This window comes from Pseudomonas halotolerans (genome assembly GCF_039581215.1).
Classification (GTDB): domain Bacteria; phylum Pseudomonadota; class Gammaproteobacteria; order Pseudomonadales; family Pseudomonadaceae; genus Aquipseudomonas; species Aquipseudomonas tehranensis.
Genome location: NZ_JBCNTJ010000001.1, coordinates 244,467 through 266,525, shown reverse-complemented (window position 1 = coordinate 266,525; position 22,059 = coordinate 244,467). Strand labels below are relative to the sequence as shown.

Here is a 22,059-nt window from a genome sequence, read left to right as displayed (position 1 = left end):
TTCCCAATGGCTTTAATCGCTCGAGCCCGAAAAAAGCGCAAGCCGGTTGCCGAGATGAACGTGGTGCCCTACATCGACGTGATGTTGGTGCTGCTGGTCATCTTCATGGTGACCGCGCCGATGCTCAATCAGGGCGTGAAGGTTGATCTGCCCAAGGTTTCCAGTGAAGCCTTGCCGCAGGACAACGACACCCAGGTCCTGACCATTTCGATCAAGGCTGACAAGACCTACTACTGGAACCTTGGCAGCGAAGTCGACACCGAGAAGCAGCAGGACCGGGCCATGACCTTGCCGCAGATGACCGATGCGGTGACCAAGATCATCAACGCCGGCAACAGTAACGGCAAGCGCACCCAGGTTTTCATTCGCGGCGACAAGACTGTCGACTACGGTGCGGTGATGGGCGCCATGGGCGGCCTGCAAAAAGCCGGGGTCGGTAATGTTGGCTTAATCACTGAGGCGCCCTGATGCAGCAACAGCGAGAGCCGTCCGCCTCGGAAAGCTACTTCTGGCCTAGTGTCTGGGCAATTGGCTTGCATGTGCTGGTATTTGGCATGCTGTTCGTCAGTTTCGCCATGACTCCGGAGCTGCCGCCGGCCAAGCCGATCGTGCAGGCGACCCTGTATCAGCTCAAGTCCAAGAGCCAGGCCACCACGCAGACCAACCAGAAGCTTGCCGGTGAGGCGAAGAAATCCGCCGCGCGCCAGACCGAAGTCGAGCAGATGGAGCAAAAGAAGGTCGAGCAGGAAGCGATAAGAGCTGCGGAACAAAAGAAAGAGCAAGCGGCTCAAAAGGCCGAAGAAGCCAGGAAGGCTGACGAAGCCAAGAAAGCCGATGAAGCGAAGAAGACCGCCGAGGCGAAAAAGGCCGAAGAGAAACAATTGGCTGATATAGCCAAGAAGAAGTCCGAAGAAGAAGCCAAGAAAGCTGCTGAAGAAGAGGCCAAGAAAGCGGCCGCTGAGGCAGCGAAGAAAAAGATTGTCGAGGACGCCAAGAAAAAAGCGGCCGAGGACGCCAAGAAGAAAGCTGAAGCTGACGAGGCGAAAAAGAAAATCGCCGAAGACGCGAAGAAGAAAGCCGCCGCCGACGCCGCCAAGAAAAAGGCTCAGGACGCAGCGCGTAAATCCGCCGAAGAGAAAAAGGCCCAGGCCTTGGCAGATTTGCTTTCCGACACGCCAGAGCGTCAGCAGGCATTGGCTGATGAGCAGGGCGATGAAGTCGCCGGCAGTTTCGATGATTTGATTCGCGCCCGAGCAGCAGAAGGCTGGGCTCGTCCACCTTCGGCACGCAAAGGCATGACTGTAGTATTGCAAATCGGCATGTTGCCCGACGGTACGGTTACCTCGGTCAGCGTGGCCAAGTCCAGCGGTGATGGCCCGTTCGACGCCTCGGCGGTCGCAGCGGTCAAGAACATTGGGCGATTGACGGAAATGCAAGGAATGAAACCGAGCGATTTTGCTCCCTATCGTTCATTCAAGATGACATTCACACCTGAGGATCTAGCCTTGTGAGAAACCTTCTTCGATCAATGCTGGTCGTTATCTGCTGCCTGGCAGGGATAGCGGTAGCAGAGGAAAAGAACATTCTGGTCACCAGCGGCAGCGACCGGGCGACCCCGATCGCCGTCGTACCGTTCGGCTGGCAGGGCGGTAGCGTCCTGCCGGACGACATGGCGGAAATCATCGGTAATGACCTGCGCAACTCGGGTTACTACGCGCCGATTCCGAAGCAGAACATGATCAGCCTGCCGACCCAGGCCAGCGAAGTCATCTATCGCGACTGGAAAGCCCTGGGCGCCCAGTACCTCATGGTCGGCAACATCGTGCCGGCCGGCGGTCGCCTGCAGGTGCAGTACACCCTGTTCAACGTCGCCACCGAGCAGCAAGTGCTGACCGGCAGTGTGTCGGGCAGCGTCGATCAACTGCGTGACATGGCGCACTACATCTCCGACCAGTCGTTCGAGAAACTCACCGGCATCAAGGGTGCGTTTTCTACCCGCATGCTCTACGTGACGGCCGAACGCTTCTCTGAGAAAAATACCCGCTACACCTTGCAGCGTTCCGACTATGACGGCGCTCGTGCAGTGACCCTGCTGCAATCGCGCGAGCCAATCCTGTCGCCGCGTTTCGCCCCCGATGGAAAGCGCATCGCCTATGTTTCGTTCGAACAGAAGCGTCCGCGTATTTTCATGCAACACATTGACACTGGTCGCCGTGAGCAAATCACCAATTTCGAAGGCCTGAACGGTGCGCCAGCCTGGTCGCCAGACGGTACGCGCCTGGCATTCGTGCTGTCCAAGGACGGTAACCCGGACATCTATGTGATGAACCTGGCTTCGCGTGCGATTTCCCGCGTGACCAACGGCCCTGGCATCAATACCGAACCGTTCTGGGGCAAGGATGGCTCGACCATCTACTTCACCTCCGACCGTGGCGGCAAGCCGCAGATCTACAAGACCAGCGCCAGTGGTGGCGGTGCCGAGCGCGTGACGTTCGTCGGTAACTACAACGCCAACCCTAAACTGTCGGCGGACGAAAAGACCCTGGTGATGATCCATCGCCAGGATGGCTTTACCAATTTCAAGGTGGCGGCTCAGGATTTGCAGCGAGGTAGTGTAAAGATCCTCACTGATAGCACTCTGGACGAGTCACCTACTGTTGCGCCCAACGGCACCATGGTAATCTACGCCACCCGCCAGCAGGGCCGGGGAGTCTTGATGCTCGTGTCCATTAATGGACGCGTGAGGCTCCCGCTTCCTACCGCACAAGGCGAAGTCAGAGAACCGTCCTGGTCCCCTTACCTGAACTGACGCGGCGCAATACGTTTTACTTAACACACTGGGGTTCATTAGGAGTTTCACGATGGAAATGCTGAAGTTTGGTAAATTTGCTGCGCTGGCTCTGGCCATGGCTGTAGCTGTAGGTTGCTCGTCCAAAGGCGGCGACAACGCCGGTGAAGGCGCTGTTGATCCAAACGCTGGTTACGGCGCTAACACTGGTGCAGTTGATGGCTCCCTGAGCGAAGAAGCTGCTCTGCGCGCAATCACCACCTTCTACTTCGAATACGACAGCTCGGACCTGAAGCCAGAAGCCATGCGCGCTCTGGACGTTCACGCCAAAGACCTGAAGTCGAACGGCGCTCGCGTTGTTCTGGAAGGCAACACCGACGAACGTGGTACTCGTGAGTACAACATGGCACTGGGCGAGCGTCGTGCGAAAGCCGTTCAGCGCTATCTGGTACTGCAAGGTGTTTCCCCAGCTCAGCTGGAACTGGTTTCCTACGGCGAAGAGCGTCCAGTTGCTACCGGCAACGACGAGCAGTCCTGGGCTCAAAACCGTCGCGTCGAACTGCGTAAGTAATTCGTCATGCGAACGTGCCGCCGTGCTGTAACTGTTCTGGCTCTCAGCCTCGCGCCGCTTGCGGTGTGGGCTGCGGTTCCCGTGGTCGATAATGATTCCGGCTATAACAATAGCGCAAGCAATTATCCGCCTGCAGGTTACGGTACGAGCGGCGCCTATGCCGGGGGAGGGGTTTCGGCCCCTGTCTCGGCACAGGGCCAGCTGTTCAACCAACTGCAGCAAATGCAAGACCAGATTTCACGCCAGCAAGGCGCGATTGAGGTTCTGCAAAATGAAATTTCGCGCATGAAGCAGGAAAACCTGGAGCGATACCAGGATCTTGATCGGCGCATAGGAACCGGTGTTGCACCTGCCGGGACTCCTGAGAATTCTCCAGCCGGTGGCGACTCAAACGCCCCTGGCGCAGCCGCAGGCGCGGGAGCAGCTGCTCCGGCACCTGCAGCCGGTGGTGAGCCGGCTGATCCGGCGAAGGAAAAGCTCTATTACGACGCTGCCTTCGATCTGATCAAGGCCAAGGATTTCGACAAGGCCAGCTTGGCCTTTGCCGCTTTCCTGCGCAAATACCCCAACAGCCAGTACGCGGGCAATGCTCAATACTGGCTCGGCGAAGTGAACCTGGCCAAGGGCGACCTACAAGGTGCCGGCGAGGCATTTGCCAAGGTTTCGCAGTTGTATCCCAAGCACGCCAAGGTGCCGGATTCGCTGTACAAGCTCGCTGACGTGGAACGCCGCCTCGGTCACACCGATAAGGTCAAAGGCATTCTGCAACAGGTGGTGGCCCAGTACCCGGGGACATCCGCCGCCCAATTGGCTCAGCGTGACTTGCAGCGTATGTGAAGCTGTTTGATCCGTTTCGAAGAAACCCGCGCTTGTCGCGGGTTTTTTCGTTAGAATTCACGCCCTTTTTATGAAACACGCTTCTTGGGATCTGCGCGTTGGCGGGGTTGCTGGAAGTGCCTGACGGAGGCGGACAGCCTGTTTAGCTGTTACGCCCGTGGCGACTATGCAAGACACATTGAGAATTACCGAAGTTTTTTACTCGTTACAGGGTGAAACGCGAACGGCCGGGCTGCCCACAGTGTTTGTGCGTCTTACCGGTTGCCCGTTGCGTTGCCAATACTGTGACAGTGCCTACGCCTTCAGTGGCGGCACCCAGCGAAGCCTCGACGACATCCTTGAGCAGGTGGCCGGTTTTCGCCCGCGCTACGTCTGCGTCACGGGCGGCGAACCACTGGCGCAACCCAACGCCATCCCCTTGCTCAAGCGATTGTGCGATGCCGGCTACGAGGTCTCGCTGGAAACCAGCGGCGCCTTGGACATCGCGCCTGTTGATCCGCGGGTCAGCCGCGTCGTCGATCTGAAGACCCCAGGGTCCAAGGAGGCTCATCGCAATCGCTATGAGAACATCGAACTGCTGACGCCTAACGATCAGGTCAAGTTCGTCATCTGTTCGCGGGAAGATTATGACTGGGCCGTGTCCAAGCTGATTCAGTACGGGCTCGACCAGCGGGCCGGCGAGGTGTTGTTTTCGCCGAGTCATCATGACCTGAATGCCCGGGAACTGGCGGACTGGGTGGTGGCGGACAATTTGCCGGTGCGCCTGCAATTGCAACTGCATAAATATCTTTGGAACGACGAGCCGGGGCGCTGATATGACTGAACACTCGAACATTGCAGAAAAACGTGCGGTCATCCTGTTGTCCGGCGGCCTGGATTCCGCGACGGTCGTGGCCATGGCGCGTGCCGAGGGCTACCGCTGCTACACCATGAGTTTCGATTACGGCCAGCGCCACCGCGCTGAACTGCACGCCGCCGAGCGGGTGGCCCGGGACCTGGGCGTCGTCGAACACAAGGTGATCGGACTGAACCTCAACGGCATCGGCGGCTCGGCCTTGACCGACAGCTCCATCGACGTGCCTGAAACCCCCAGCGAAGGTATTCCGGTGACCTACGTGCCGGCACGCAACACCGTGTTCCTGTCCCTGGCCCTGGGCTGGGCCGAGGTGCTGGGCGCCCGTGACATCTTCATCGGCGTCAACGCTGTGGATTATTCCGGCTACCCGGACTGCCGCCCGGAGTTTGTCGAGGCGTTCGAGCGTATGGCCAACCTGGCGACCAAGGCCGGTGTAGAAGGGCAGGGCTTCCGTATTCAGGCGCCACTGCAGAATCTCAGCAAGGCCGATATCGTCCGGGCTGGGGTGAAGCTTGGCGTGGACTACGGGCTCACCGTTTCCTGCTATCAGGCTGATGATCAGGGACGTGCTTGCGGCAAATGCGACAGCTGTCGCCTGCGTGCCGAAGGCTTCGCAGCGGCGGGTGTGAGCGATCCAACCCCTTATTTTTGATTTATTTCAAATTAGGTGTTGAATAGTCCTTAGAAATCAGTATTATACGCGCCACCACACAGCGGGTCGTTAGCTCAGTTGGTAGAGCAGTTGGCTTTTAACCAATTGGTCGTAGGTTCGAATCCCACACGACCCACCATTTTTTGCAGTTTTAAAAGTCTGGAAGGCCCACGAAAGTGAGGATTTCCGGATTTTTTTTTGCCTGTAGAAAAGTCACAGCTCGACCACCGGAACCACCCGATGATCCGAGTGGTTCCTTGAGCTTGTTAAAGCAGGCCGTCCTCGGCGCATACCGTCACGATCTGTTCGCGAAACCAGATGTTGGCGTTGTCCTGGCCGGGTTTGTCGCTCCACATCATTTCCAGCGTAAAGTTCGGTAAGCCTGCTGGCGGTCTGCGCTGGCTGTATTTGCCTTCATCGCAGGTCAGCGCCTGAATACGCCTAGGCAAGGTCAGGATGAAATCGGTCCCGGGAATCATATTCAGTGCGGCCACGTAGCTGTTGGCCCGGGCGACAATCTGTCGGTTGTAGCCTTGCCGGGCGAGCCAGCCATCCACCATGTTGGTGTCGGACGTCCAGGGCGTCGGAAAAACATGCTGGCAGGCGACGAACGCCTCCAGATCAAATTCCTCCCTGGGCAGCGAAAAGTCCTTATCGACCACGCAGACCAGTTCATCTTCCAGTAATACTTGCGAGCGCAACCCCTTCGCGCCGCGATGAAAGTTGGGGCCGAAACAAACAACCAGATCGAATCGACCGTCCATCAATTCATCAACCGGAATGTCCTTGTGGAATTTCGTGATGTTAACGATGACGGGGAAGCGGCTGCCAATGAATCGTTTGACTAATTGGGGAAGTATAAGAAGTTCGAAGTACTCCGGAGCGCAAAGATTGAATGTTATCTCTTTCTGCGTGGGGTCGAATGTTTGAATGCCGGAGTGGCATATATTAATGGTTTTGAGAATGTTGAGTACGTGGCTGTGCATGGCCGTGGCTTTGTTCGTGGGCCGCATGCCGCTACGGGTGTTGATGAACAATTCATCTTCGAAACTCGTGCGCAGCTTCTTCAGGCAGTAGCTCACGGTGGACTGGCTGACACACAGGGCCTCGGAGACCTCGGTGACGCTGCTCTGCTCGTACACCGCGACAAACACCATCAGGTCCTGCATGTCCAGCTTTCTCAGCAAATTACTATTGAGCATAAGATCCTTCTCGGCGCAATCCATCAGGTAGCGTCCTTTGTTTTTATGACAAAGGTATTTATTTATATATTAGCGGACCGCATTTAGTTTTTAAATGGCTTGCGAGAATTTTCTTAAATATGCTCGCCTCGCTTTTTATAGAAATCCTGCACAAGGACGGAGGAGGACGAAATGCAAATTCGCGTCGCAGAAACTAAGACAGCGTTATGGGTGCAAGCCACTGAAGTAGTAAAAGAGAAATTCCGCCGTTCTTATTCGGCTTCGGTTGAGCCGAACCCACAATACTTTGCGGTCACCCAGGATCCGTCAGACCGTATTCTTGCCTGTGCCGGTATTACATTCGCGGACCACCGCACACTGTTTTCCGAGCAATACCTGGCGCAGCCGATAGAAGTGATTTTGTCCCAGCGCTTCGAAAAACCGATCGACCGCGCAAACATTGTCGAGATCGGCAACCTGATCTCCCATCACCTAACGGCTGGGATGATTCTGGTCAACATGATTCCCCTGTTGTCCTGGTGCATGGGCGGACATTACTTGTTATGCACGGTGACGCCCCGCGTTCGGCAAATGATGGAAAGTTGCCAGATCGATTTCGAGCCGCTGCTGACAGCAGACCCTACACGCCTGACCGAGGACGGTGGCAAGAACTGGGGAACCTATTACTCCAAATTGCCGGTCACCGGGTTCATCCGGGTGGATCCGCAGCGCTCGCGCTTCGCGGCCATGACGCTCAACACCTCATTCACCCAACTGCCCAGCGACTCACTGGCGAGGGCGCAGCCATGAGCGGAGGATTTATCCATCACTTGCAAAGCGCGTTGCAAGACAATCGCCAGGCTGTCTGCGCGGTGGACTGGCTGGCGTCGGGCGACGAGCCGGTGGTATTGACCTATGGCGAGCTGGAACATCGGGCGCTCAATCTGGCCGCCGAACTGCAACGGCGTTTTCCCAGCCCGGCCCATGGCGATCATGTGGTCTTGGGCATTGCTACGCGTAACAGCAGCGACTGGCTGGTGGCCGATCTTGCTTGTCTGTTTGCCGGGATTACCGCGTTACCGTTGCCGTTGGCTTTCAGCCAGGCCCAGGCTGAGCATCTGGCCGAGCGTTGCGACGGGTTTGTAGTGGATGCCGCCGGGCAGCGAACACTGGCACAGCGATGGAAGCTGAATTTCCCTGAAAGCCGTTTGCGCCACATCAGCGAACCGGTCATCGAGCAGCCTTTGTTGCATACACCCAACGGTGATGAGAGCTGGATCTGCAAGATCATTCACACCTCGGGCACGACCAGTCGGCCGAAGGGCGTGCAGTTGAGTACCCAGGCGGTCGGCGCGGTACTGGCGTCGTTGCGTCAACGTATGCCCGCCGATGCGCATCGCCGTTACCTGTCGCTGGTACCGTTGAGTTTGCTGCTTGAGCAGGTGACGGCTGCCTATCTGCCATTGCTGGCGGGCGGCACCGTGCATTTCTTACCATCGAACGAAGCGTTGCTCGGTGAGCCTGGGGCTTCGCCTCAGCGTCTGGTCGACTGGATCCTGCAGGTCCAGCCAACGGCCCTGACGGTGCCGCCGGTGATGGTCAACCGCTTCCTGGAGCAAATGAGTGAGGGCGGTGAGCAGGGCGAGCGACTGACGCGTTATCTGCAATCGGGTGCGCATATTACCTGCGGCGGCGCGGCGGTCAGCATCGATGTGCTGCGCGGGCTGGAAGAACGGGGCATTGCGGTGTACCAAGGCTACGGCCTGTCCGAGAACGCCTCGGTGGTCAGCATGAACACCTTCGAACAGCAGCGCCTGGGCAGCGTGGGCAAACCCTTGCCCCATGTCCAGGTGCGTATCGGCGCCGACCAGACCATTGAGGTCAAGAGCAGCTCATTGTTCAGCGGCTATTCCGGCACGGACCCCAGTGCCTGCTCGATGTCCGGCGATGGCTGGATGGACACTGGAGACCTGGGCTGGCTGGACGCCGATGGCTACCTCTATGTGCACGGGCGCAAGAAGAACGTGATCTGTCTGCCCAACGGACGCAACGTCAGCCCCGAACAGGTTGAGCTGGAGTATCGCAAATACCCCGGCGTCAACGATGCCGCCGTGTTTTTCGATGAACACCACGGCCTGGTGGCGTTGCTGTGTGTCGAGACGGCCCCGGCATGCGATGAGTTGGTGGCCTGGTCAGCCGGGCGGTTTTCCGACATCGAAAGACCCAGCCGACTCTGGTTGTTGACCCAGGACGACCCGTTGATCGAGCAGCTTTACACCGTTACCGGCCGGCCGAAACGCGCCGACATCGCCAGTGTTTTTTCCACTCTGCAAGGGACTGCATCCAATGACCACACCTGCCTTTCACTTTGAAACCGCGGACATCTCCATCGTCGAGCCGCACCACTTCGCCAGCCTGGGCAAGAGCGAGTTGTATGAGCTGTTGGGCCATTACGGCGTGGTGCTGTTTCGTAACTGTATCCACAGCGCCGAAGAGTTCAGCGCCTACGTCAAGCAAAACAGTTCGCGGCTGAGCCTGGATCCGGCCCGCGTCATGGTGGGCGGCGCGGCACAGTTGGTGGACGCGGGACATCAGGCGGTTGGCCTGCACTGCGAAAACGGTAACTCACCGTTCTGGCCGGACATGACCTGGTTCTATTGCCAGGAAGCCCCCCGCAAGGGGTCGCAAACCACGTTGTGTGACGGTGAGAAGGTGTTGGCGAAACTGTCCCCAGCCTGCCGCAGTTTTTTTGAAGAAAACCCTATCCGCTACAGCCGTACCGTTGCGGGGGAAAAGTGGCGTCGCCTGGTTTGTCACTATTCGCCAGCGTTGTCGGACCCGGCGGCCGTCGAAATCGAGGACCTGTGGCAAATCGTCGGGGAGGACCCGCAGACGGTCATTTCCTTCAACCCCGCCGATGACTCCATTCACTACGCCTTCAGCACCCCGGCGATCCTCACGTCGGCGTTCAGCCAGCGGCCGGCGTTTGCCAACAGCATTCTGGGGCCCTCCTTCAACTACGAAGCGCCAGTGATCGACACCGTGGGCGGGCAGCCGATCCCCGCCGGGTTTCTGCTGGAAATTGCCGAAGTGTCCGCCCAGTACACCTGCCCGGTCGGCTGGCGCGATCACGATGTGGTGATGATCGACAACCGTCGGGTCATGCACGGTCGTGAAACCATCGTCGATGAGCGTCGACGCATCTTCAACGCCTTGAGCTATCGCTGAGACCCCTCATGAAGAACAACAAATACATCATCAGCGGACAGTACGAGACTTACCTCGATGGCGATGGCCGGCAGATCATCGACCTGAGCGGCGGGTTCGGTTTCCAGGTGCCGCCGGTGATCGAAGCGGTCAGTCGCCAAGCGGACATCATGGGCTTATCCAACCGGGTATTGATGTCCGAACCGCTGATTGCCTTGTGTCGACGCCTGGCCGAGCTGCTGCCCGCGCCGCTCGTCAGCTCTTATGTGTGCAGTTCCGGGGATGAGGCGTTCGAAGGCGCGTTGAAGTTGTGCAAGGGCCTCAAGCCCAAGGGCAACACCATCGTGTTCATCCAGGGCGGTGATTATGGCGCGCTGACTTACGGACGTTGCCTCAATGCCGCGCAAGATGATCTGGCCGTACAGAATTTTCTAGGATTCAAGCGAGTGGCGATTCGGCATCTGGCTGACCTGGACACGGTGGACTGGAGCGATTGCTTCGCGGTGTGCCACAGCAACACCCGCGTGGATGCCAACGGCCGATTGCAACTGCTCGATGCTGCATTGCTCGCGCAATTGCATGCCCGCGCAGCACAGGCTTGCGCGCCGGTCATCGCGGTCGACACCCTCAGTTGTCTCGGTAGCCTGGGTTCGCTGTTCGGTTTCCAGCGTTATCGTCCTGTCCCGGACATTGTCGTGCTTGGGGGGCCACTGGGGGGCAGCGCGATCCCCATCGGCACCTATACCTGCAGCGAGCGCATGGCCTGGCAGGTCTATGGGCGCAGCAGTCCGGCCAAACACGGCAGCACCACCGCCGGTAACCCGATGGCGTGTGTCGCGGCCCTGGCGGCCCTGGATTATGTGCAAGCCCACGACTCGCCTCGTCATTGCCTGGAGAACGGTCAGCGATTGGCGCAAACCCTTGCTTCCTTCGGTGCCGTAGACGTGGGTGGCTGGGTCAGCCTGCCGCTGGCCGATGACCTGCAACCGTCCCTGCTGTGCGAAGCGCTTTACCAGCAAGGCGTTTATGTCAGCCCACCCCGGGGCCGCGAATTGATCTTGCGCTGCCCGATCACTGCACGCCCCGAACAGATTCAACGTGCCGCCCACCTCATCAAGGAGACGCTAAGCCATGTCCTCACTCAGGCCGCATGAACAACTGCTGGATGATTGCCAGCGGCACTGGAGCGCATCGGCAGCCAAGCTGTATCGCCTGGGCAAGACCAGCGTCGAACAGCAGACCGATGGCATTCATGTCACCGATCACACCGGCAAGCGCTTCATTGACTGCGCGTGCAGCTACGGGGTGTTTATCGTCGGGCATCGCAACCCGACGGTGCGTGAACGGGTGCAGACGCAATTGAATCAGCTGGCCTGGGTCCCGGAAGGCCGGCGCCATCCGCTTCAAGACAAGCTGTCCGAGCGGCTTTGCCAATTGGTGCCAGGAGAATGGGGCGACGTGCAATTCATGGTCTCGGGCGCCGAGGCCGTCGAGCAAAGCCTGCGTTATGTGCTGCGGGTCCAGCCCCAGCGGCGCAGGATCGTTGTGATGAGCGGCTCTTATCATGGCAAGACTTTGGCGGCGATGAGCATTCTGGGCCAGCAACAGCACCACAGCAGTTATGGCATCGCTTGCCCCGAAGTGACCTGTGTCCCCTATGGCGATTTCGCCGCCCTGCAAAAGGCCGTGGGCGAGGGGGTCTGTGCGGTGTACGTCGAGCCGATTCTGGGCGGTGCTCATCTGCAGGTGCCGCCGGTGGGCTACATGGCCAATATTCGGGCCTTGTGCGATGCCACGGGCACGCTGCTGGTGGCGGATGAAATCCAGACCGGTTTCGGGCGCTGCGGAAAATGGTTCGCCGTGCAGTATGACGACGTGGTGCCTGACATCATGATCCTCTCCAAGGGCCTGACCGGCGGCTACACGTCGTTCGCCTGCGCCCTGTATAGCCGGCGCCTGGCCACCCAGTATCCACTCAGCGAAATCGAGCCCGACAGGCGAACCAATGGCGGGCATCCGCTCGCCTGCGCTTCGGCGCTGGCGGCCATCGACTACATCGAGCAACACAACTTGGTGGAGCTATCGCGGGACAACGGCGGGTTGCTGCGCCACGGTCTGCAACGACTGGCCTTGCGTTATCCGCACATCGTCGAAGATGTGCCGGGCGTCGGCCTGATGACGGGGCTGCGCCTGCGCGGTTCGGTCTATGAGGCGCTGATGAGCATGGAGCTGGGTAAGCGTGGCGTCCACGCCGGGCATTCCATGAATGAAAAGGCCGAACGCCCGGTGTTGCGTTTCTATCCGCCGCTGAATATCACGCCCGAAGCCTTGCAGCATGTCCTGGCGATGATCGAGGAGTCCCTGCAAGCCATCGATCGGCGCCCGGCGCTGGCGGTGAAGGCGTTTTCCCTGGTGGTGCGCAACATGTATCTGTTGCCCAACAAGTGGCTGCGCAGCAAGGAGGCGTCATGAACACGTTCAACCCCGATACGCTGACCCTGCGGGAAATGGCCGGTCTGCTGCGACGAGGTGTGCTGACCAGTGTCACGTTGCTGGAGTTTTACCTGCAACGCATCGCTGAGCGTAACCGGCACATCAATGCACTGATCCAGCTGGCGCCAGTCGAGGAACTGCGGCGCCAGGCTCGCGAGGCTGACGAGATGGCGCGCGTTGGCCAGATCAGTGGCCCGCTGCATGGCATTCCCATCACCATCAAGGATGTCCTGCATGTGCGTGGTTTCAAGATGTCCCGCGGGCTGGGGGAGCTGTTGGGCGAACCCAGTGAGCAGGACGCAACGGCCGTTGCCCGGCTTCGACAGGCCGGGGCGATCATCCTGGGCATCAGCAATGTGCCTGAGCTGTGCATGGCCTTCGAAACCGAAAACCTGATCTACGGCCGGACCCTGAACCCCCACGACCTGCAACGCTCCGCCGGCGGCAGCAGCGGCGGTGAGGCCGCGGCGATCGCTGCCGGGTGTTCGCCGGCCGGGCTGGCCTCCGATGCCTGTGGCAGTGTGCGGATACCGGCGCACTTCAATGGCATTTGCGGCTTGAAACTGACCCAGGGGCGGGTGCCGCTGACCGGCCAGTTTCCCAATGACCGCTCCGGGCTGTTCCACCTGACCTCAGCCTTTGGCGTGATGGGCCGTTATGTCGATGACCTGGCGCTGCTCGGCCAATTGATCAGCGGTGCCGACGGGCAGGATCCGGACACCGTTGATGTACCGTTCACCGCCAGCGAGCCGCTGGCCAACCTGCGGGTGGCGCTGTTCTCGGCGCCGAGCCGCCCGCCGGTCAGCGCGGCGGTGAGCCAGGTATTGCAGCACGTCGAACGGTGCCTGAGCCCGGTGGTGGCTGAGGTGAGCACGGTCGCACCACCGATGCTCGATGAGGCCTGTGACGTGCTGTGGCGGGTATTCATCACCGGCGCTGACGCCGGTCGCGGTTGGCGGCAATTGTTCGAGTCCATGAACAAGCGACGTTTTACCCCGGCCATCGCTCAATTGCTGGACATGAGCGAGGCGGTGGAGTTGACCGTAGATGAAGTCAAGCGCGACTGGATCATGATCGATACGTTTCGCTATGAGTTGGCGAAGTTCTTCAAGCAGCACGACCTGTTCATCTGCCCGGTCTTTCCGGACGTCGCGTTCCGTCACGGAGAGTCCCTGAAGGATCGCGACCAGTATGCCTTCGTGTTCCCGTTCAGCCTGAGTGGTTCCCCGGCAGTAGTGATCCGCGCCGGAACCGACCCGGCTACCGGGATGCCCATCGGCATCCAGATGGTCGGGCCTCATTGGCAGGAAGAACGGTTGTTGGCGGTGGCTGCTTTTCTGGAGCGGGAGCTGGAGCGCTGGCGTCCGGTTACGCCCCGTCCAGCATCGACGTATTGACCGCCCTCAAGCCGTGACGGTTCTGGCGTTACGGCTGCTGACCACCAGTGCCAGCATGCCGATACCCACCAGGACAGCACCGAGGATCTCGATCATCAGCGGTTGCTGCCTGAGCCAGAACCAGTGCAGCACGGTCACGAACAGGGTGCTGAGGTAGACATAGGAAATCACCGTGGACGGTGCGATCACCCCGATTGCCCGGTGCAACAGCCAGAAAGTGGCAAGGGTGCCGAACACGGCCAGGTACATCAGCCAGCCGATGTCCAGCGTCGACAACTGCACAGCGCTGCGCCAGCCGCCGCTGAACAGGCAAAACACCAGCAGAAACAGCGCACCGAACAGCATGTTCCAGAACGTCATCGTCACCGGGTCGCGGCCTTTGAGCGCGGCGGCCTTGAACCGTTGGCTGAGGGGGGAGTACAGTGCCATCGCCAGGCAACCGGCACCGAAAACCAGCACGGGATAGAGCGCCGGCAATTGTCCCGGGGCCGAGCCTTTGAGCGTCAGCAACACCGCGCCGATCGCTGCGGTCGACATCGGCAGCAGGCGGGTCTTGAGGCTTGGGTTGGGCAGCAGGAACACCTCGAACAACAAGGTCATCAACGGCACCAGCGTGTACAGCGTCGCGGTATTGACCGCCGAGGTGTAGCGCAAGGCTTCGAACAACGAACCAAAATACGTCGCCAGCAGCAGGCCAAGCACGGCATGGGCCAGCAGGCCTTTGGCGGAGACAGGCGAGGTGGTTTTCAGGAGCAGCAGCGGCAGGAACATCAATGCCGAAAACAGCAGCCGCAACCCCGTGAGCAGAATCGGATCGATTGACTGACTGACCTGCGCCGCAGCAAAAAACGACGCTGCGATCAGTATCGCCCAGATGAGCATGCCCCAGTGAGCGGCTGCGAAACCGACGTTTTTCATCAAGGTTCTATTCCTGCGTTCAGATACCGGAACGTCATGAGGGACAAATCGGCCGGCATGGTGAGTGTGAGAAACAGGGCCGCAATGCACTGCAGCCCTTTGACGCCACTAGCTGATATGTCGCGCGTAGTGTTTGGGATTGAAGCGCAGGACCATCACGATCATCAGCGCCATGACCGCCGTGAGCGCCCACCAGGCCCATTCGAAGCTGCCCAATTGATCGCGGATCATCCCGGCAATCAGCGGCGAGAGCCCGGCGATCAGGTAGCCGATGCCTTGCACGAATGCTGTCAGGCCACCGGCCCGACGTGGGTTGTCCAAGTGATCGAGGGACACGATCAGGCTCATCGGGAACAGGCCGCCAATGCCCAGCCCCAGCAGGCAAGGCCACAACAGGCTGAAGCGGTCCGGGCTGAGGATCAGGCCGCAGAACCCCGCGATGATCAGGGCCAGCAAAACGGCCAGGACCAGGCGCTTATCCTGGCTGCGGTTGGCAATCGCCGGGGTGACGAGGCCGGACAATACTTCCATCGCAGTGAGGAACCCCAGCAGCAGGCCGGCGTGCTGTTCGCTCCAGCCTTTTTCCACGTAATACGGCGCCAGCCACGCCAGCACGCAGGTGTAGGAGGCGGTGCCGAGGCCGAAGAAGATCGCCAGCAACCAGGCCCGCGAATTGCTGAAAAACGATTCCTGGCGCTGCGCCGGGGCGTCGGGCAAGGGCGTGACGGCCGCGCGCTGGGCGTACCAGCAGCCCAGGGCGATCAGCGCCAGCAGTGCCCAGATCGCCAGGCCGATACGCCAACTGCCGGTCTGCGCCAGGACGAACGGTGAAAATGACGCTGCAATCGCCGCGCCGCCCATGATGGACGTGACGTACAGGCCCATGAACAACGAGACATTGTCGGCGAAGCGCGATTTGATCAGTGCCGGCATGACTGCCTGGATCAGGGCGATACCGATCCCCGCCAGCACCGCGCTGATAATCAGCTCGGCGGCGCTGTCCAGGTACAGGCGCGACGCCGTGGCGATGCCGATGATCAGCAGCGACAGCACAATGGTGCGGTGTTCACCGATGCGCAGGGCAATGCGCATGCCTAAGAACATCGCCAGCCCCATGGCCATGACCGGCAACATGGTCAGTAACGAAGCGGTGCTGAAACTCAGCGGCACCTCGCCACGAATGGCTGACAACAACGGCCCTACCGCCGCCATAGAGGGGCGCAGGTTCAGTGCCACCAACACCACGCTGACCATCAGCCAGACGGCATGGTTGCTTGAAGTTCGAACGTTTTCCATAACAGAGCCTTGCTGGATAAAGCTCCATTTAGGCTGGGATGAGCGGGGCGGGGCAAACTGAAATCTGGTGGGGGGTATTTAAAAATCAGGTGGTTCACGAACCGGTCTGGTGAGTGAACCTCTGTGGGAGCAAAGCTTGCTCGCGATGGCGGTGGATCAGCGTGCCTCCATATTGGATGTGAAGGCCTCTTCGCGAGCAAGCTCGCTCCCACAGGGCTGCGGGTTGATTGGAAAATCCCTGGCAGCCTGTCAGGAGTCCATCTGCGGGCTCAACGTGCCCAGCCATGCCACCAAAGCCAGTATGGCCACGGCCACGGATAACTCCAGAGCCATGCTGCGCCGCAGGGCATTGATCGCCACGTTGTGCTCCCCGCTTTGACGGGCCTGTTCCAGCAAGGGCGTGAGATGAAAACGGTTCAGCGCGGCGAACACCAGCATCGCCGCGAACAACACGACTTTCAGGGCCAGCAGTTGACCATAGGTGCTATCCAACAGCCCGTCGACACGAGGGCCGACGATGAACAGATAATTCACCACCCCCGTCACACTGATCACCACCACAATCACCGCCCCGGCGGTTTCAAATCCGGTCAGCGTTCGAGCCAGGACCGGCAGTCGCCGTTCGGCCTGGCGAAGCAGCAGGGCAAACGCCGCCAGGGCGCCCACCCAGCCGCCTGCCGCCCACAGGTGCATAAAATCGGTGATGAAGTGCCAGTTACGACGTACGCCCTCGTCCATGGCGCCATGCCCGGCCCAGGCCAGCGTCGCAAGGGCCACGGCTCCGCTGAGGGTGATCAGCCACAAGCTGGCGGTCGGTGCCAGGTGGTTCAGGGCCACAGCTATCGCCGCCAGCACCAGCGCCGCGATCCGAACGCTCCAACTCAAACCCACGTCGGTCTCCAACACCATCATTTCAATGTGCGGCAGCAACTCGCTCCAGTCGCTGACGCCGCTCATGGCCCAGGCCATGCACAGCATGGCGGCCACGGACAACAGCACGCCGAACAGCGCCGTGGTCAGTAGAAGTGCCCTGAAATGCAGCACCACCCCCGAGGTCCGCTCTGGGCCGCGCAAGCTATACAGGCCGAAAGCCGCCAGGCCGAACAACAACATCAAATCCACATACAGGGCCAAGCGCAGAACAATGTTGAGCAGGTCGATGTCGATTGAGGTGCCCAAGTCACTTCACCTTGAACGTGACATTGCCAGTGATCGGGTGAGTATCGGACGACACCGCGCGCCACTGGACCTGGTAGGTACCGGTGGTGAGCGGAGCGTTCGGGCTAATGATCATGGTTTTGGGGTCATCGCTGCCGGAGACCTTCGCCTTCATGGGCATCGGCGAGTGCGCCGACATGCCGGGCATCCCGGTCATGAGCAGCTTGGCACCGGAGAATTTGCTCATCAGGTTTTCGGAAAAATGCAGTTCGATTTTTGCCGGCGCCGCACCTTCAGCGCCCTCGGCGGGTGTGGAGGAAAGCAGCTTTGGGTGCGCTTGGGCCCAGCCACTGATCAACAGGCCTGTGGACAATGCGACGGTGACTACAGCGGTTCTGATAAAGGACATGCAAGGACTCCTACAGCTCAGGTTTCTAGTTTTTTGGTTGATTGCGATGACAGACACCCTCAGAACCACAGGCGCACGCCCAGCACCAGGCGTGCCTCGCTGCGGTCTTCGCCTTCTTCCCGGGCATAGTCGGCGGTGTTGCCGTAGACGCGGTTCCAGGTGACGCCAATGTACGGAGCGAACTCGCGGCGGATTTCGTAGCGCAGCCGCACACCCACTTCAGTGTCCGACAGCCCGGAGCCGACCCCTCGATCAGGATCGTTCTTGCCGTAGAAGTTGGCTTCGGCGGTGGGTTGCAGGATCAGACGATTGGTCAGCAGGATGTCGTAGTCGCCTTCCAGGCGCATCGCACTCTGACCGCCTTCACCGATGAACGCGGTGGCCTCGGCTTCGAAGTTATACAGCGCCATGCCCTGTACACCGAACGCGGCCCAGGTTTGCGGGGCGCCCGGCTTGAAATCCTGGCGCACGCCGGCGACCACGTCCCACCAGGGGCTGACCGCGTGCCCCCACAGGGCCTGGAGCTCGGCGTGCTCGGTCTTGCCGTTGGTGCGTTCGCCTTCGGAGCGCAACCACAAGCGATCGATGTCGCCGCCGATCCAGCCCGAGGCGTCCCAGCTCAGGGCACTGCCATCATCGGCGTCCTGCCATTCCAGTTGGTCGATGAGCAACAATGAGTTGATCGCGCTGTCGTGCACCGCGTGACCGCCATGGTCTTCGTAGACGGCGGCGCGGTCGGCAGCGGTCAGTTCGGGGATCGGCGTGCGGCTGCTGGTGGGGGCCGATTGCATCGGTTCCATACCCTGCATCGGTTCCATACTCTGCATTGAGTCCATGCCTTGCATCTGGCTATGGTCCATGCCCTGCATCTGACTGTGATCCATGCCTTGCATGTCATCGCTCGCGGCCCAGGCCGAGCCGGTGGCGCCCAGGGTGAGGCTGGCAAGAAATGCCAAGGGGTAGTGAAAAACAGTGGTCATGGTCGGCTCCTCATTCCTGCACCCGAACTTCACGAAACATCCCCATCTCCATGTGGAACAGCAAGTGGCAGTGATAGGCCCAGCGTCCGAGGGCGTCGGCGGTGACCCGGTAACTGCGTCTGGAACCCGGCGGCACATCGATGGTGTGTTTACGCACCATGAACTGGCCATTCTCGTCCTCCAGATCGCTCCACATACCGTGCAGGTGGATGGGGTGAGTCATCATGGTGTCGTTGATCAGCACGATGCGCAGGCGCTCGCCGTACTTGAGCAGCAGCGGCGCGGCATCGGAGAACTTCACGCCGTTGAACGACCAACTGAATTTCTCCATGTGGCCGGTCAGGTGCAGTTCGAGGGTGCGGCCCGGTTCACGCCCGTCGGGGTCGGGGAATGTGCTGCGCAGGTCCGAGTAGGTGAGGACCTTGCGACCGTTGTTGCGCAGGCCCATGCCCGGGTCGTCGAGCTTGGGGCTGACGCTCATGGCCTGCATGTCCACCAGCGGATTGTCTTTCTCGGCGTCTGGATGGGACAGCCCGTCGTCCATGCCTTGCATGGAGCCGTGGTCCATCCCCGCCATTTGACTGTGATCCATGCCCGCCATGCCCTGCATCGATCCGTGATCCATGCCGCCCATGCCCATGTCATCCATGGTGACCAGCGGCCGCGGATCCAGCGGCGGCACCGCTGGCGAAAGACCGGAACGGGTCGCCAGGGTGCCGCAGGCGTACCCGGTGCGATCCATCGATTGGGCAAACAGCGTATAGGCTTCCTCGCTTGGCTCGACAATCACGTCATAGGTTTCGGCCACGGCGATGCGCAGCTCATCGACGCTCACCGGTTTGACGTACTGTCCGTCGGACGCCACCACGGTCATTTTCAGGCCGGGGATGCGCACGTCGAAGTAGGTCATGGAGGAGCCATTGATCAAGCGCAGGCGAAGGCGTTCGCCGGGTTTGAACAGACCGGTCCAGTTCATGTCCGGCGTCTGGCCGTTCATGAGGTAGGTGTAGGTGGCGCCACTGACGTCGGCCAGGTCGGTGGGGTTCATCTTCATTTCGGCCCACATCTTGCGATCGGCCACGGTGGCGGCCCAGCCGTTCTTGCCGACATCGTCAATGAAATCACCGACGGTGCGTTTGTTGTAGTTGTAGTAGTCCGATTGCTTCTTGAGCTTGCCGATGACATCGGCGGGGTCTTCGTCAGTCCAGTCGGTGAGCATCACCACGTAGTCGCGCTCGTACTCGAAGGGCTCGGGCTCCTTGGCGTCGATTACCAATGGGCCGTAGACCCCGGATTGTTCCTGGAAACCGGAATGACTGTGGTACCAGTAAGTACCGTTTTGCCGGACCTTGAACTGATAGACGTACAGGCCATCGGGCTCGATGCCCTTGAAGCTCAGCCCCGGCACGCCGTCCATGTTGGCCGGCAGCAGAATGCCGTGCCAGTGGATGGAGGTTGGGTCTTTCAAACGGTTGCGTACCCGCAGGGTCACGGTGTCGCCTTCTCGCCAGCGCAACAGCGGGCCGGGGATGCCGCCGTTGATGGTCTGGGCGATGCGCGGATTGCCGGTGAAGTTGACCGGGCTTTCGCCGATGAACAGGTCGAACTCGGTGCCTGTCAGCACGTTGGGTTGGCCAGCACGGGTGACCGCCCAGACGGGCGCGCGCCACAAGCCCAGGCCACCCAGGATGCCGCCGGCAGTCAGGCCTTTTACGAAGGTTCGCCGGGAAGTATTTGATTGCATGCCGTTTGAAGTCCGTCAGTCGATTTGCAGCGAGCACAGGGTTGTCCGTGTGCAGGGTTGAAAGAAAGATGACACAGGCGGCAGCGGTGAGTGATTACATTTCAGTCAGCTTGAGTGAGGCGCTTATCCATCGGCGTGATCGGGCTTTTGTGGCGAGGGAGCTTGCTCCCGCCGGGTTGCGAAGCAGCCCTAAAAAGCTGGGTACAACACATCTGGCGGGTCAAGATGGCAGGTCTGGAGGGCCGCTACGCGCCCCAGCGGGAGCAAGCTCCCTCGCCACGGTGGGCCGCGTCCGGTTCTGGGGCGTGGCACAGGTCAGAATGATCTTTTGCAACGACGGGTTATTCTGTAGCCTTGCCGGCTTCACGCTATACCGTGCCTGATTGATACCCACTTTCCCGGCGGTACCCGAGTGGTCCGGAGCCGGGTGTATACTCGACTTTCGCGCAAAACGCGCCTGCAGGTCTTGCGAACATGACGCAAATTTCCGAACGCCTTCTGGTTCAGGCCCATCTCGACGCCAAGCAGCCCAAGCCGCTGACCGCCGAGCAAGAGGCCTGGTACCGCGCCGCCATCGCCGCCGAGCTCAAGGCTCAGGATGCGGTGCTGGTCGCGCACTTCTACTGCGACCCGATCATCCAGGCCCTGGCCGAAGAGACCGGGGGCTGTGTGTCCGACTCCTTGGAAATGGCCCGCTTCGGCAACGCTCATCCGGCCAAGACCGTGGTGGTGGCCGGGGTCAAGTTCATGGGCGAAACCGCCAAGATCCTCAACCCCGAAAAACGCGTGTTGATGCCGACCCTGGAGGCCACGTGCTCCCTGGACCTGGGGTGCCCGGTGGACGAGTTCTCGGCGTTCTGCGATCAGCATCCGGAGCGTACCGTGGTGGTGTACGCCAACACGTCGGCGGCGGTCAAAGCCAGGGCCGACTGGGTGGTGACGTCCAGTTGTGCGCTGGAAATCGTCGAGAGCCTGATGGACAACGGCGAGACGATCATCTGGGGGCCGGACAAGCACCTGGGGACTTATATCCAGCGCAAGACTGGTGCCGACATGCTGCTCTGGGACGGCGCCTGTATTGTCCACGAGGAGTTCAAGTCCAAGCAGTTGGAGGACATGAAAGCGCTGTACCCGGACGCCGCCATTCTGGTGCATCCCGAGTCGCCAACTTCGGTGATTGAACTGGCCGACGCCGTCGGCTCCACCAGTCAGTTGATTGCCGCGGCCCAAAGCCTGCCGAACAAAACGCTGATCGTCGCGACCGACCGTGGCATTTTCTACAAGATGCAGCAGTTGTGCCCCGACAAGGTCTTCATCGAAGCCCCCACGGCCGGCAACGGCGCGGCGTGCCGCAGTTGCGCGCACTGCCCGTGGATGGCGATGAACACCCTGGAGCGTACGCTCAAGAGCCTGCAGGAAGGCTCCAACGAGATCTTCGTCGACCCGGCGCTGATCCCTCAGGCCATTCGTCCGCTCAAGCGCATGTTGGACTTCACCCAAGCGGCGCGGATGAAGCTGGCGGGCAATGCTTGAGGGCAGCTTCAAGTTGCAAGCTACAAGCTTCAAGTTCAA

At 60.2% G+C, this 22,059-nt stretch carries 21 protein-coding genes and 1 tRNA gene; 15 read left to right on the top strand and 7 right to left on the bottom strand.

Features of this window, described 5'->3' with window-relative positions; genetic code table 11:
• Positions 1-15: 15 nt before the first annotated feature.
• The 8 genes from tolR (at position 16) to AAIS01_RS01270 (ending at position 5,843) form a co-directional block, all read left to right on the top strand.
• A complete protein-coding gene (tolR, locus tag AAIS01_RS01305) occupies positions 16-468 on the top strand; it encodes a protein TolR (RefSeq protein ID WP_160893274.1) in 453 nt (150 codons plus the stop codon).
• Complete coding sequence (gene tolA, locus AAIS01_RS01300; protein ID WP_092393297.1) at positions 468-1,511, top strand: cell envelope integrity protein TolA; 1,044 nt, start codon at positions 468-470, stop codon at positions 1,509-1,511. The genes tolR and tolA overlap by 1 nt, the downstream gene beginning before the upstream one ends.
• Positions 1,508-2,809, top strand: a complete 1,302-nt coding sequence (gene tolB, locus AAIS01_RS01295; RefSeq protein WP_092393294.1) for a Tol-Pal system beta propeller repeat protein TolB — start codon at positions 1,508-1,510, stop codon at positions 2,807-2,809. Before tolA ends, tolB begins: the two co-directional genes overlap by 4 nt.
• Before the next feature lie 52 nt (positions 2,810-2,861).
• Positions 2,862-3,359, top strand: a complete 498-nt coding sequence (gene pal, locus AAIS01_RS01290) for a peptidoglycan-associated lipoprotein Pal (RefSeq protein WP_003205029.1) — start codon at positions 2,862-2,864, stop codon at positions 3,357-3,359.
• Between the two features lie 6 nt (positions 3,360-3,365).
• Positions 3,366-4,196, top strand: a complete 831-nt coding sequence (ybgF, locus tag AAIS01_RS01285) for a tol-pal system protein YbgF (RefSeq protein ID WP_343467468.1) — start codon at positions 3,366-3,368, stop codon at positions 4,194-4,196.
• 166 nt (positions 4,197-4,362) lie between these two features.
• Positions 4,363-5,010, top strand: a complete 648-nt coding sequence (gene queE / locus AAIS01_RS01280; RefSeq protein WP_343467467.1) for a 7-carboxy-7-deazaguanine synthase QueE — start codon at positions 4,363-4,365, stop codon at positions 5,008-5,010.
• 19 nt (positions 5,011-5,029) lie between these two features.
• Positions 5,030-5,704, top strand: a complete 675-nt coding sequence (gene queC, locus AAIS01_RS01275; RefSeq protein WP_171061329.1) for a 7-cyano-7-deazaguanine synthase QueC — start codon at positions 5,030-5,032, stop codon at positions 5,702-5,704.
• Positions 5,705-5,767: 63 nt separating this feature from the next.
• Positions 5,768-5,843 (top strand) — tRNA-Lys (locus AAIS01_RS01270).
• Positions 5,844-5,970: 127 nt separating this feature from the next.
• Here AAIS01_RS01270 and AAIS01_RS01265 read toward each other — a convergent pair.
• A complete protein-coding gene (locus AAIS01_RS01265) occupies positions 5,971-6,906 on the bottom strand; it encodes a LysR family transcriptional regulator (RefSeq protein WP_343467615.1) in 936 nt (311 codons plus the stop codon).
• Between the two features lie 171 nt (positions 6,907-7,077).
• Between AAIS01_RS01265 and AAIS01_RS01260 the strand changes: the two genes are divergently transcribed.
• From AAIS01_RS01260 to AAIS01_RS01235, 6 genes are read left to right on the top strand one after another with little or no spacing between them, the layout of a single operon-like run.
• Complete coding sequence (locus tag AAIS01_RS01260; protein ID WP_343467466.1) at positions 7,078-7,695, top strand: thermostable hemolysin; 618 nt, start codon at positions 7,078-7,080, stop codon at positions 7,693-7,695.
• Complete coding sequence (locus AAIS01_RS01255; RefSeq protein WP_343467465.1) at positions 7,692-9,257, top strand: AMP-binding protein; 1,566 nt, start codon at positions 7,692-7,694, stop codon at positions 9,255-9,257. The genes AAIS01_RS01260 and AAIS01_RS01255 overlap by 4 nt, the downstream gene beginning before the upstream one ends.
• Positions 9,232-10,113: a TauD/TfdA family dioxygenase gene (locus AAIS01_RS01250; RefSeq protein ID WP_343467464.1), complete on the top strand. Its 882-nt coding sequence runs from the start codon at positions 9,232-9,234 to the stop codon at positions 10,111-10,113. The genes AAIS01_RS01255 and AAIS01_RS01250 overlap by 26 nt, the downstream gene beginning before the upstream one ends.
• An 8-nt stretch (positions 10,114-10,121) precedes the next feature.
• Positions 10,122-11,246: an aminotransferase class III-fold pyridoxal phosphate-dependent enzyme gene (locus AAIS01_RS01245; protein WP_343467463.1), complete on the top strand. Its 1,125-nt coding sequence runs from the start codon at positions 10,122-10,124 to the stop codon at positions 11,244-11,246.
• Complete coding sequence (locus AAIS01_RS01240; RefSeq protein WP_343467462.1) at positions 11,224-12,564, top strand: aspartate aminotransferase family protein; 1,341 nt, start codon at positions 11,224-11,226, stop codon at positions 12,562-12,564. The genes AAIS01_RS01245 and AAIS01_RS01240 overlap by 23 nt, the downstream gene beginning before the upstream one ends.
• Complete coding sequence (locus AAIS01_RS01235; protein WP_343467461.1) at positions 12,561-13,982, top strand: amidase; 1,422 nt, start codon at positions 12,561-12,563, stop codon at positions 13,980-13,982. The genes AAIS01_RS01240 and AAIS01_RS01235 overlap by 4 nt, the downstream gene beginning before the upstream one ends.
• A 6-nt stretch (positions 13,983-13,988) precedes the next feature.
• Here the strand turns inward: AAIS01_RS01235 and AAIS01_RS01230 are convergent, their stop codons facing one another.
• The 6 genes from AAIS01_RS01230 to AAIS01_RS01205 all read right to left on the bottom strand — a co-directional run bounded on the left by AAIS01_RS01230 (position 13,989) and on the right by AAIS01_RS01205 (position 20,487).
• Complete coding sequence (locus tag AAIS01_RS01230) at positions 13,989-14,900, bottom strand: DMT family transporter (RefSeq protein ID WP_343467460.1); 912 nt, start codon at positions 14,898-14,900, stop codon at positions 13,989-13,991.
• A gap of 108 nt (positions 14,901-15,008) precedes the next feature.
• The gene (locus AAIS01_RS01225; protein WP_343467459.1) at positions 15,009-16,196 is read right to left on the bottom strand and encodes a cyanate transporter; all 1,188 of its coding nucleotides are present in this window, start codon (positions 16,194-16,196) and stop codon (positions 15,009-15,011) included.
• A 249-nt stretch (positions 16,197-16,445) separates the two neighbouring features.
• A complete protein-coding gene (copD, locus tag AAIS01_RS01220) occupies positions 16,446-17,375 on the bottom strand; it encodes a copper homeostasis membrane protein CopD (RefSeq protein WP_343467458.1) in 930 nt (309 codons plus the stop codon).
• Position 17,376: 1 nt separating this feature from the next.
• Complete coding sequence (gene copC, locus AAIS01_RS01215) at positions 17,377-17,763, bottom strand: copper homeostasis periplasmic binding protein CopC (RefSeq protein ID WP_343467457.1); 387 nt, start codon at positions 17,761-17,763, stop codon at positions 17,377-17,379.
• A 59-nt stretch (positions 17,764-17,822) separates the two neighbouring features.
• Positions 17,823-18,743, bottom strand: a complete 921-nt coding sequence (locus tag AAIS01_RS01210; protein ID WP_343467456.1) for a copper resistance protein B — start codon at positions 18,741-18,743, stop codon at positions 17,823-17,825.
• Between the two features lie 10 nt (positions 18,744-18,753).
• Positions 18,754-20,487, bottom strand: a complete 1,734-nt coding sequence (locus tag AAIS01_RS01205) for a copper resistance system multicopper oxidase (RefSeq protein ID WP_343467455.1) — start codon at positions 20,485-20,487, stop codon at positions 18,754-18,756.
• A gap of 474 nt (positions 20,488-20,961) precedes the next feature.
• On the opposite strand from AAIS01_RS01205, the gene nadA reads away from it, so the two are divergent.
• Complete coding sequence (gene nadA, locus AAIS01_RS01200; RefSeq protein WP_343467454.1) at positions 20,962-22,020, top strand: quinolinate synthase NadA; 1,059 nt, start codon at positions 20,962-20,964, stop codon at positions 22,018-22,020.
• Positions 22,021-22,059 lie beyond the last annotated feature (39 nt).

What these genes read in the sequence shown, in the direction of transcription:
- tolA (WP_092393297.1), top strand. Translation starts at nt 468, where the DNA reads ATGCAGCAACAGCGAGAGCCGTCCGCCTCGGAAAGCTACTTCTGGCCT.
- pal (WP_003205029.1), top strand. Translation starts at nt 2,862, where the DNA reads ATGGAAATGCTGAAGTTTGGTAAATTTGCTGCGCTGGCTCTGGCCATG.
- ybgF (WP_343467468.1), top strand. Translation starts at nt 3,366, where the DNA reads ATGCGAACGTGCCGCCGTGCTGTAACTGTTCTGGCTCTCAGCCTCGCG.
- queE (WP_343467467.1), top strand. Translation starts at nt 4,363, where the DNA reads ATGCAAGACACATTGAGAATTACCGAAGTTTTTTACTCGTTACAGGGT.
- AAIS01_RS01265 (WP_343467615.1), bottom strand. Translation starts at nt 6,906, where the DNA reads ATGCTCAATAGTAATTTGCTGAGAAAGCTGGACATGCAGGACCTGATG.
- AAIS01_RS01260 (WP_343467466.1), top strand. Translation starts at nt 7,078, where the DNA reads ATGCAAATTCGCGTCGCAGAAACTAAGACAGCGTTATGGGTGCAAGCC.
- AAIS01_RS01255 (WP_343467465.1), top strand. Translation starts at nt 7,692, where the DNA reads ATGAGCGGAGGATTTATCCATCACTTGCAAAGCGCGTTGCAAGACAAT.
- AAIS01_RS01250 (WP_343467464.1), top strand. Translation starts at nt 9,232, where the DNA reads ATGACCACACCTGCCTTTCACTTTGAAACCGCGGACATCTCCATCGTC.
- AAIS01_RS01245 (WP_343467463.1), top strand. Translation starts at nt 10,122, where the DNA reads ATGAAGAACAACAAATACATCATCAGCGGACAGTACGAGACTTACCTC.
- AAIS01_RS01240 (WP_343467462.1), top strand. Translation starts at nt 11,224, where the DNA reads ATGTCCTCACTCAGGCCGCATGAACAACTGCTGGATGATTGCCAGCGG.
- AAIS01_RS01235 (WP_343467461.1), top strand. Translation starts at nt 12,561, where the DNA reads ATGAACACGTTCAACCCCGATACGCTGACCCTGCGGGAAATGGCCGGT.
- AAIS01_RS01230 (WP_343467460.1), bottom strand. Translation starts at nt 14,900, where the DNA reads ATGAAAAACGTCGGTTTCGCAGCCGCTCACTGGGGCATGCTCATCTGG.
- AAIS01_RS01225 (WP_343467459.1), bottom strand. Translation starts at nt 16,196, where the DNA reads ATGGAAAACGTTCGAACTTCAAGCAACCATGCCGTCTGGCTGATGGTC.
- copC (WP_343467457.1), bottom strand. Translation starts at nt 17,763, where the DNA reads ATGTCCTTTATCAGAACCGCTGTAGTCACCGTCGCATTGTCCACAGGC.
- AAIS01_RS01210 (WP_343467456.1), bottom strand. Translation starts at nt 18,743, where the DNA reads ATGACCACTGTTTTTCACTACCCCTTGGCATTTCTTGCCAGCCTCACC.
- AAIS01_RS01205 (WP_343467455.1), bottom strand. Translation starts at nt 20,487, where the DNA reads ATGCAATCAAATACTTCCCGGCGAACCTTCGTAAAAGGCCTGACTGCC.
- nadA (WP_343467454.1), top strand. Translation starts at nt 20,962, where the DNA reads ATGACGCAAATTTCCGAACGCCTTCTGGTTCAGGCCCATCTCGACGCC.